Annotated in this window: 1 protein-coding gene; it reads left to right on the plus strand. The window is 74.2% G+C overall.

The window, feature by feature from the left end:
* Positions 1 to 209 (plus strand): DUF3418 domain-containing protein (locus FJ658_RS15080; RefSeq protein ID WP_141146213.1); only part of this gene is annotated, 209 nt, incomplete at both ends.

Consider the following 209-nt stretch of genomic DNA (forward strand, 5'->3'; position numbering starts at 1 on the left):
ACCTGGCGGGCATCCGGTTCCGGGCCGAGAAGCTGGCCGACAACCCCGGACGCGACCGCGCCTGGCAGACCCAGGTGGAGGAAGCGGTCGGCCTCTACCGGGCGGCGGGAGGCGAGCTCCCCCTGACGACCACGACCCCCGCGCGGCTGGTTCCGGTGCGCTGGATGCTCGAGGAGCTGCGGCTGTCGCTCTTCGCCCAGCAGCTCGGC

This window comes from Schumannella sp. 10F1B-5-1, assembly GCF_006517535.1.
Taxonomy (GTDB): domain Bacteria; phylum Actinomycetota; class Actinomycetes; order Actinomycetales; family Microbacteriaceae; genus Schumannella.